This is a genomic window from Ideonella sp., assembly GCF_036277275.1.
Taxonomy (GTDB): domain Bacteria; phylum Pseudomonadota; class Gammaproteobacteria; order Burkholderiales; family Burkholderiaceae_C; genus Ideonella.
In genome coordinates, this window is record NZ_DASUNH010000020.1 from 1 (window position 1) to 10,936 (window position 10,936).

1 protein-coding gene is annotated in these 10,936 nt (G+C 69.7%); it reads left to right on the forward strand.

Features of this window, described 5'->3' with window-relative positions; translation table 11 throughout:
* Window positions 1–124 precede the first annotated feature (124 nt).
* Window positions 125–10,933 (forward strand): hypothetical protein, encoded by a 10,809-nt coding sequence (locus VFY73_RS04155; protein WP_329716652.1) that lies wholly within the window; start codon window positions 125–127, stop codon window positions 10,931–10,933.
* Window positions 10,934–10,936 lie beyond the last annotated feature (3 nt).

Here is a 10,936-nt window from a genome sequence, read left to right on the forward strand (position 1 = left end):
CATCAGCGACATCGACACCGTGCTCGGCTCCACCGGCGCCGATGCGCTGACGATGCTGGCCACCGGCACCGTCAAGGTCTCGGGCGTCGAAACGGTGATCGGCACCACCGACACCACCGACATCGTGCAACTCCTCGTGGCCGGGTCGGTCAACGTCTCGGATGTCGACTCCATCATCGGCAGCACCGGTGCGACCGATGCGGTGACGATGAGCACGACCGGCGCGCTCTGGGTCTCGGCCGTCGAAACCGTCATCGGCACCAGCGGCACCGCCGACGTGCTGACGCTCGGCGCCGCCGGCACCGTACGAATCTCCGACGTGGCCAGCGTGATCGGCTCGTCGTCGAACATCGAAGTGCTGCGCATGATCGGCGGCACGGCTGTCGCCGTCTCCGACATCAACACCGTCATCGGCGGCACTGGCACCACCGACGCGGTCACCATGCTGGCCACCGGCGGCCTTGCCGTCTCGGCGGTCGAGAGCGTGATCGGCACCACCGACACCACCGACATCGTCTCGCTGCTCGCCTCGGGCAGCATCGGCGTCAGCGACGTCGATACCGTGATCGGCGGCAGCGGCATCACCGAAGTGGTCACGATGCTGACCGGCGGCACGATCGCCGTCAACGCCGTCGACACCGTCCTCGGCACCACCGACACCGCCGACGCGGTCACACTGCTGGCCAGCGGCGCATTGAAGGTCTCGGGCATCGAATCCGTCACCGGCACCGGCCTCGGCAGCGATGTCGTCACGCTGCTGGGCAACGGCGCCACGGTCACCGTCAGCGACGTGGCCACCGTGCTCGGCTCCACCGGCACCGATGCGCTGACGATGGCCAGCGCGACGCTCGCCGCATCGGGCGTCGAATCGGTCATCGGCTCGACCGGCACCACCGATGCGTTGACGCTCCTGGCTGCCGGCTCGGTCAATGTGTCCGACGTCGAAACCGTCGTCGGCAGCGCCGGCCTGACCGAAGTGGTCACGCTGGGCACCACCGGCACGCTCGCGGTCAGCGCCGTCGACACCGTGATCGGTACCACCGACACCACCGACGCCGTCACGCTGCTGGCCACCGGCGCCGTGAAGGTTTCGGACATCGAATCGGTGACCGGCACCGGCCAGTCCACCGACGTGGTCTCGCTCGGCGGCAACGGCGCCAGCGTCACCGTCAGCGACGTGGCCACGGTGGTTGGATCGACCGGCACCGACACGCTGACGATGGCCAGCGCGGCGGTTGCCGTGACGGCGATCGAAAGCGTCGTCGGCACCACCGGCACGACCGATGTGCTGACGCTGCTGGGCAGCGGCGGCGTGGCCGTGTCCGATGTCGACAGCATCGTCGGCAGCAGCGGCGTGGTCGAGATCGTCACCGTCGTCGGCGCCGGCGCCGCACTGTCGGTCGCCAACATCAACACCGTGATCGGCTCGACCGACACCACCGACGTGATCACGCTGGCCGCCGCTGGCGCGCTGGCGGTTTCCGATGTCGAGTCCGTCATCGGCACCGGTGACACGGCCGACGTGCTGAGCCTGCTCGGCAACGGCGCAACGCTCGAAGTGAGCGACATCGCCACCGTGCTCGGCTCGACCGGTGCCGACCAGGTGACGATGGGCAGCGCGGCGTTGGCCGTGTCCGCCGTCGAAAGTGTCGTCGGCTCGACCGCGACCACCGACGTACTGACGCTCGCCGGCGGCGGCAGCGTGCAGACCAGTGATGTCGAATCCGTGCTCGGCGCTGCCGGCTCGGTTGACACCGTGACCTTCGAAGACGCCGGCTCGCACAGCGTCAGCAGCGTCGAGAGCGTGATCGGCTCGACCGCGACGACCGACGAGCTGACACTATTGGCCGCCGGCAGCATTGCGGTGACCGATGTCGAGACCGTGCTCGGCTCGGCCGGCACCAACACCGTGACCCTGCTCGCTTCGGCGACGGTGGCGCTGTCCGACGTCGAGACGCTGATCGGCGCGGCCGGCACGGTGGACGAGGTCACGCTGCTGAACGCCGGCAGCACCACGCTGTCAGGCGTCGAAAGTGTCACCGGCTCGACCGGCACCGACCGCGTCACGCTGGTCGGCGGCGGCAGCATCACGGTGGCCGGCGCGGGCAACGCGGTCGAGTCGCTGATCGGTGCGGCCAACGCCGTCGAGATCGTCACGCTGGCCGACGCGACCAGCAGCAGCATCACGGTGGCCAACATCGACAGCGTGCTCGGCTCCACCGGCACCGATGTGCTGACGATCGCCGCCGGCAGCCTGGCCGTCAGCGACGTCGAAACCGTCACCGGGACGACCGGTGTCGAAGTGCTGAGCCTGCTGACCGACGCGACGATCTCCGTCTCGGGGGTCGACAGCGTGCTCGGCTCGACCGGCACCGATGTGGTGACCCTGCTGGCCGGCGGCAGCGTCGCGGTCAGCGATGTCGAGACCGCCATCGGCACCACCGACACCACCGATTCCCTGACGCTGCTGCACAGCGGCGCGATCGAGGTCTCGGCGTTCGAAACCATCACCGGCTCGGGCGGCCTGAGCGACGCGGTGACGCTGCTGGACAGCAACGCAAACGTGCTGGTCGCGGACGTCGAAAGCGTCCTCGGCCAGAGCGGCGGCACCGATGTGGTGACACTGTCGGCCGCTGGCGCGGTCTCGGTCAGCGACATCGAAAGCGTGATCGGCAGCACCGGCAGTGATGCGGTCAGCATGCTCGACGCCACGTCATTGCACGTCAGCGGCGTCGAATCGGTCACCGGCACCACCGACACCGCCGACACGGTGACGTTGGACGCCGCGGGCAATCTGTCGATCAGCGATATCGAATCGGTCGTCGGCTCGGGCAGCGGCGATGTCGTCACGCTGCTGGCGGGCGCGTCGGTCAGCGTGTCGGGCGTCGCGACGCTGGTCGGCTCCTCGGCCACCAACGACACCGTCACGCAACTCGACACCGACACCACGCTGGCGGTCAGCGCGGTCGAAAGCGTGATCGGTGCCGGCGGCACGGCCGACGCCGTGCAGATGCTCGCCGCGGGAGCGATCTCCGTCAGCGATGTCGACCAGTTGCTTGGCACCACCGACACCGCCGACGCGGTCACGCTGTTGACCGAAGGCACCCTGCAGATCTCCGGCGTCGAAAGCGTGACCGGCTCGGACGGCACGGCCGACGAAATCCAGCTGCTCGTCGCAGGCGACGTGTCGGTGGCGGGCGTCGAATCGGTGCAGGGCACCAGCGGCACCGATGTCGTCACGATGCGCGACGGCACCGCGCTGACCGTCAGCGCGGTCGACACCGTGCTCGGCTCGGCCGACCTGTCGGACAGCGTCACCTTGGGCGACACCGGCACCTTGGCCGTGCAGGCCGTCGAGAGCGTCACCGGCAGCACCGCCACGACCGACGTGCTGAACCTGCTGGCCGCCGGCGAAGTGCTGGTGTCTGATTTCGAAACCGTGATCGGCTCGACCGCCGCCGGTGACATCGTCACGCTTGGCGCCGAAGGCGTCGTCTCGATGTCGGCCGTCGAGACGGTCGTCGGCTCGACCGGCACCGCCGACGAGATCCACCTGATGACCAGCGGCAGCATCACGCTGTCCGATGTCGAAACCCTGGTCGGCGGCCTGGGCAGTGTCGACAGCGTCACGCTGCTGACCACCGGCAGCCTGGCGATCAGCCAGGTCGAATCGGTGCAAGGCACCGGCGAATCGACCGACCAGGTCACGCTGCTGGCCGCCGGCACCGTCGCGGTGTCGTCGGTGGCCAGCGTGATCGGCACCACCGCCGCCGACGCGGTGCGCCTGCTGGCCAGCGAATCGCTCAGCGTCAGTGACATCGACACCGTGCTCGGCACCGGCAACGCCGGCGACGTGGTGACGCAGTTGAGCGAAGACGCGACCTTGCATGTGTCACGCGTGGCCACCGTCATCGGCACCACCGCCACCGCCGACGTGCTGCACATGCTGGCGTCGGGCAGCGTCGAAGTCGACGCCATCGAAACCGTGCTCGGCTCGCTCGGCGTCACCGACGCCGTCACGATGGCCAATGGTGGCACCCTGGCCGTCAGCGCGATCGAAAGCGTGACCGGCAGCGCCGCCACCGACGACGTGGTCAGCCTGCTCGTTGCCGGTGGCCTGAAGGTCTCCGACGTCGAAACGGTACTCGGCACGACCGGCGTCGATGGCATCACGCTGCTGACGGCCGGTGCGCTGGCCGTCTCGGCCGTCGAGACGGTGGTCGGCACAGGCGACACGGCCGACGAGATCACGATGCTGTCCACCGGCACGCTGCACGTGCGCAACGTGGCCAGCGTGGTCGGCACGACCAGCACCACCGACGTGATGCACCTGCTGACCGCCGGCACCGTCGCGGTGTCGGACCTGGAAACCGTGCTGGGCAGCACCAGCACCGACGTGGTGACCCTGAGCAACGGCGGCAGCCTGGCCACCTCGGCCGTCGAGAGCGTCATCGGCAGCGCCGACAGCACCGAAGTGCTGACGCTGCTGGTCGCCGGCGCGGTCAGCGTGTCCGATGTAGACAGCGTGATCGGCGTCTCGGCCTCGGCCGACATCGTCACCATGCTGGCCTCGGGTTCTCTGGCGGTGCAGGACGTCGACACCGCGATCGGCAGCACCGACGCGGGCGACACGCTGTCGCTGTTGGCCGACAGCACGATCCGGGTCAACCGCTTCGAGACCGTGATCGGTTCGACCGGCACCGACGTGGTCACCGTGGCCGCGGGCGGCAGTATCGAAGTCAGCGCCGTGGAGACCCTGGTCGGCACGACCGCCACGACCGACACCGCCACGCTGCTGGCCGCCGGCACGATTGCCGTCTCCAGCATGGCGAGCGTCAATGGCTCCACCGGCACGGACGTGGTGCGCATGCTGACCGCCGGTAGCCTGACGGCCAGCGACATCGAAACCGTGCTCGGCTCGGCCGGCGTGGCCGACATCGTGCGCATGACGACGCCGGGCACGATGTCCGTCAGCAGCGTCGAGACCGCGATCGGCACCACCGACACCGACGACGTGCTGGCGCTGTTGGCCGGCGGCGCGATCTCGGTCTCGCGCTTCGAGACCGTGACCGGCACCACCGGCACCACCGAAGCCGTCACGATGCTGGCCGCGGGCAGCCTGTCAGTCTCGGCGGTCGACACGCTCGTCGGCACCACCGGTGCCGACACCGCGACGATGCTGGCCGCCGGCACGCTGTCGATCAGCAAGGTCGACAGCGTCGTCGGCTCCACCGGCACCGACATCCTCAACATGCTGGCCACCGGCACGGTCAATGTCAGCGCGGTCGAGCGCGTGGTCGGCTCGGCCGCCGCGACCGACGTGGTGACCGTGCTGGACGGCGGCTCGATCGAAGTCTCCGCCGTCGAATCGGTGGTCGGCGGCGGCGGCAGCGATGCCGTCACGATGCTGGCCGCCGGCAGCCTGAAGGTCAGCGACGTGGCCAGCGTGGTCGGCGCCTCGACGCTGGTCGAAGTGGTCACGCTCGCTTCGGGCAGCGCGCTCGCCGTATCCGACATCAACACCGTGCTGGGCCAGACGGGCGTCACCGACACGGTGACGATGCTGGCCGGCGGCAGCCTCGCCACCTCGGCCGTCGACAGCGTGCTCGGCACCACCGACACCACCGACGCGTTGACGCTGCTGGCCGCTGGCACGGTGACCGTGTCCGGCATCGAAAGCGTCACCGGCAGCTCGGCGCTGACCGAGACCGTGCGCATCGGCACCGCCGGCGAAAGCCTGCTGGTGCGCCATGTCGACACCGTGATCGGCACCACCGGCACCGGCGAAACGGTGAGCCTGCTGGCCACCGGCTCGCTCGCCGTCTCGGCCGTCGAAAGCGCGGTCGGCACCACCGCCACCGGCGAAGTGCTGACCCTGCTGGCCGCCGGCAGCCTGACGGCCTCGGCCTTCGAATCGGTGATCGGCTCGACAGGCACCGACGTGCTGACACTGGACGGCGCCTCGGCGACCGTGATGGTCTCGCGCATCGAAACCCTGGTCGGCACCACCGGCACCGATGTGGTGACGCTGGCCGGCGGCGGCACGCTGCGCGTCAGCGGCGCCGAAACCGTGATCGGCAGCGCCGCTGCGACCGATGTCGTGACCTTGCTCAGCGCCCAGGCGGCGCTGTCGGCGTCGGCCATCGACAGCGTCATCGGCGGCACTGGCACCACCGACACGCTGACCCTGCTGGCTGCGGGCAGCACCTGGGTCTCGGCGATCGAATCGGTGGTCGGATCCACCGGCGCCGATGTCGTCACCATGGGCGTCGCCGGCAGCCTGGACGTCAGCGGCGTGGATACGGTGCTGGGCACCACCGGCACCGACACCGTCACGCTGGTCGGCACGCAGACCGCCATTTCCGTCTCGTCGGTCGACAGCGTCGTCGGCGGCACGGGCACCACCGACGCGGTCACGATGCTGGCCTCCGGAACGCTGCGTTTCAGCGGCATCGAATCGGTCATCGGCTCCAGCGGCGCCGGCGACATCGTGATGCTCAACGCCGGTGACACGCTGCGCGCCTCGGGTGTCGAAACCATCATCGGCGCCACCGGCACCGAATCGCTGACGCTGATCGGCAACGGCACGGTGGCGGTGTCCGCGATCGAAACGGTGACCGGCTCCACCGGCACGGCCGACACGCTGACCCTGCTGGCCGCACCGACCGCCGCCATGGCGATCTCGGCCATCGAATCGGTCATCGGCTCGACGGCCACCACCGACGCACTCCAGATGCTGGCCGGCGGCACGCTGGCCACCTCGGCCGTCGAATCGGTGCTCGGCAGCACCGGCACCACCGACGCGCTGACGATGCTGGCCACCGGTAGCGTCTCGATCTCGGCGATGGAGTCGGTCATCGGCACCACCAACGCCGGCGACGTCGTCACGCTGCTGGCCACCGGCGCGATCAAGGTCTCAGGCGTCGACACGGTCGTCGGCACCAGCGCGACGACCGACCAGGTCAGCCTGCTGGCCGGCGGCTCCATCGCCGTGTCCGACGTGGCCAAGGTCATCGGCACCACCGGCACCAACGACGCGCTGACGCTGCTGAACAGCGGCAGCGTCTCCGTCTCGGCGTTCGAATCGGTGATCGGCACCGGCGCGGGCAGCGGCGACGTGCTGACGCTGCTGGCCGCCGGCCGCGTCGCGGTCTCTGACGTCGACAGCGTCATCGGTGCCACCGGCGCCGATGTGCTGACGATGCTCAACACCGGCGCGGTCTCGGTCAGCGCCGTCGAAACGGTGCTCGGCACCACGTCGGCCGGCGACTCGGCCACCATGCTGGCGGCCGGCACGCTGGCCACCTCGGCCGTCGAGTCGGTGACCGGCACGACGGGCACCACCGATGTGCTGAGCCTGCTGGCTGCCGCCTCCGTCAGCCTCAGCGAGGTCGACACCGTGCTCGGCTCGACCGGCACCGACGTGATCACCGTCACCGACTCCGGCACGGCCGGTGCGCTGGCCGTCTCGGCCGTTGAAAGCGTGCTCGGCACCACCGCCACCGCGGAGGCACTGACGCTGCTGGCCGGCGGCGTCGTGGCCGTCAGCGCCTTCGAGCGCGTGATCGGTGGCACCGCCTTGACCAACGAGGTGCATCTGCTCGAATCGGGCGCCATCGAAGTGTCGGCCGTCGAATCGGTCGTCGGTGGCGGCGATACCACCGACGTGGTCACGCTGCTGGCGGCCGGCTCTGTCGGCGTCAGCGCGGTCGAATCGGTCGTCGGCTCGACCGGCACCGACGTCGTCACTCTGCGTGGCGGCGGCAGCGTCGAAGTCTCCGGGGTCGAAAGCGTGCTGGGCACCACCGCGGTCGACGTGCTGAGCTTCAACGGCGGCACGCTGGCCATCAACGCCGTCGACACTGTCAACGGCACCACCGGCACCACCGACGTTCTGCGCCTGCTGGCCACCGGCACCGTGGCACTGTCGAACGTCGAGACGCTGATCGGCACGACCGCCCTCACCGACGTCGCAACGCTGATCGGCGGCGGCACGCTGGCCGTCTCCGGCGTCGAAACCGTCGATGGCACCGCGGCCGGCACCGACAAGGTGACGATGCTGGTCGCCGGCGTGCTGAACGTGTCCGATGTCGAAACCGTCACCGGCAGCAGCGGCACGGACAGCGTGCGGATGCGCACCGGCGATGCGCTGAGCGTCTCCGCGGTCGAACAGGTCACCGGCTCGGCCGGCACGCGTGACGTCGTCACGCTGCTGGCCGCCGGCAGCATCAAGGTCTCGGCGGTCGAAACGCTCATCGGCACCACCGCCACCACCGATGTGGCAACCATGCTGGCCGGCGGCCGACTGACCGTGTCGGCGATCGACTCGGTGATCGGCACCACCGGCACGGCGGACATCGTGGCCCTGCTGGCCGCCGGCACCGTCGGCGTCTCGGGCGTTGAAAGCGTGCTTGGCACCGGCAACACCGGCGACGTGGTGCGGATGCTGGCCGGCGGCTTGCTGAAGATCAGCGACGTGGCCACCGTGGTCGGCACCACCGGCACCGGCGACGTGCTGAGCCTGCTCGATGCGGGCACGGTCAGCGTCAGCGCCGTCGACAGCGTCATCGGCAGCACCGGCAGCGACCAGGTCAACATGCTGGCCGGCGGCGCGCTGCGCGTGAGCGCCGTCGAAACGGTCTACGGCCTGGGCGGCAGCGTCGAGGTGATCACGTTGGCGGTTGCCGGTGCGCTGAGCGTCTCCAGCGTCGACACCGTGCTCGGCAGCACCGGCACGACGGACAGTGTCACGCTGCTGACCGGTGGCTCGATCGCCGTCTCCGGCGTCGAGTCGGTCACCGGCACGCTGGACACCAGCGATGTCGTCACGCTGCTGGGCCTCGGCACGGTCGGCGTATCGGACATCGAGACGGTGATCGGCAGCACGCTGGCCGGCGACGTGGTGACGATGCGCCAGCAAGGCGAGCTGACCACCAGCGGTGTCAGCAGCGTGATCGGCACCACCGGCCTGAGTGACACATTGACCTTGCTGGCCGATGCCAGCGCCACGTCGATCTCCGCGATCGAGTCGGTGATCGGCTCGACCGCGTCGACCGATTCGATCCGCCTGCTGGCCGCGTCGACGATCGACATCTCCGCCATCGAATCGGTGACCGGTTCGACCGGGACCGATGTCGTGTCGATGCTCGCCACCGGCACGCTGGCCACCTCGGCCGTCGAAACCGTGGTCGGTACCACGGCCACGACCGATGTGCTGAGCCTGCTGGCCGCCGGCGCGGTCGCCACCTCGGCGATCGACTCGGTGCTCGGCACGACCGGCGCCGACGTGCTGACGCTGCTCGCATCGGGCACGGTGAAGGTCTCGAAGGTCGAGACGGTCAACGGTGCCAGCGGCTCGACCGACGTGGTCCAGATGCTGGCCACCGGCACGATGTCGGTCTCGGGCGTCGAGTCGGTCGTCGGCACCACCGCGGCCACCGACGTGCTGGCGCTTCGTGGCAGCGGCGCGGTCAGCATCCGCGTGTCGGGTGTCGACTCGGTCAACGGCACCACCGCCACGGCCGATGTCGTGACGCTCGTCGGCGGCGGCTCGCTGTCGGTCAGTGCGGTCGAAACGGTGCTTGGCAGCACGGCGACCAACGACGTGGTCACGCTGCGGGGCACCGGCTCGCTGCGCGTGTCGTCGATCGAAAGCGTCGTCGGCACCACGCTGACGACCGAAACGGTGACGATGCTCAACGCCGGCTCGATGCGGGTCAACAAGATCGACACCGTGATCGGCTCGACCGGCACCGATGTCGTGACGATCACCGTCGCCGGCGCCCTGCGCGTCAGCAACGTCGAAACCGTCATCGGCACGACCGGCATCGAATCGGTCGTGATGCTCAGCGCCAGCGTGGCCACCAGCGCGATCGAAACCGTGCTCGGCACCAACGGAACGACCGACGTGCTGCAGCTGCTGGGCACCGGCGGCGTGCGCGTCGGCAACATCGAGAGCGTGCTCGGCACCACCGGCACCGACACGATCACGCTGCAGGTCGGCGGCGCGCTGAAGGTCAGCAGCATCGAGAGCGTGATCGGCACCACCGGAACGACCGACATCGTGACGATGCTGTCGGCCGGCTCGATCAGCGTTCGCAGCATGGAATCGGCGCTCGGCTCGACCGGCACCGACACGCTGACGATGCTCAGCGGCGGCGCCTTGCGGATCAGCTCGATCGAGTCGGTCAACGGCACCACCGGCACCGCCGACACGTTGACGATGTTGAGCGCCGGCAGCCTGTCGGTCTCGGCGATCGAGAAGGTCACCGGCACCACCGGCACCGACGTCATCACGCTGCGCGGCACCAACCTGCTGCAGATCTCGTCCGTCGAATCGGTGATCGGCACCACCGGCACCACCGACCGCGTCACGCTCGTCGCCTCCGGCAGCCTGTCGGTGTCCGGTGTCGAATCGGTGACGGGCGCCGTTGGCACCGACACGGTGACGATGCTGGCCGCCGGGCTGGTCTCGGTCTCGTCAGTCGAAAGCGTCGTCGGCTCCAGCGGCAACGACACGATCACGATCCGGGCCGGCGGCACGACCGTCTGGGCCAAGGACGGCGTCGACGCGATCACCGCCGGCGCCGGCGTCGACAAGATCCTGTTCAAGGCGGCGTCGGAATCGGGCACCGGCTCGTCGGCCGACACGATCACCGGCTTCAACGCCGGCACCAACGCGACGACGGTCGACCAGATCTACCTGCTGGGTCTGGTCCAGGGCACGCTGGGCTTCCGCGGCACCAATGCCTTCACCTCCAGCGGCAACACCGAGGTCCGGGCCGTCAGCGGCACGACCTACGGCAGCGGCCTGGGCGCCGGTGACGCAGTGCTGCTGGTCGACCTGAACGGCGACGGTGCGGTCGACATGGAGATCAAGCTGCTGGGCACCAACGTCAGCAACGTCGACGCGGGTGACATCTTCGGAGGGTGATGG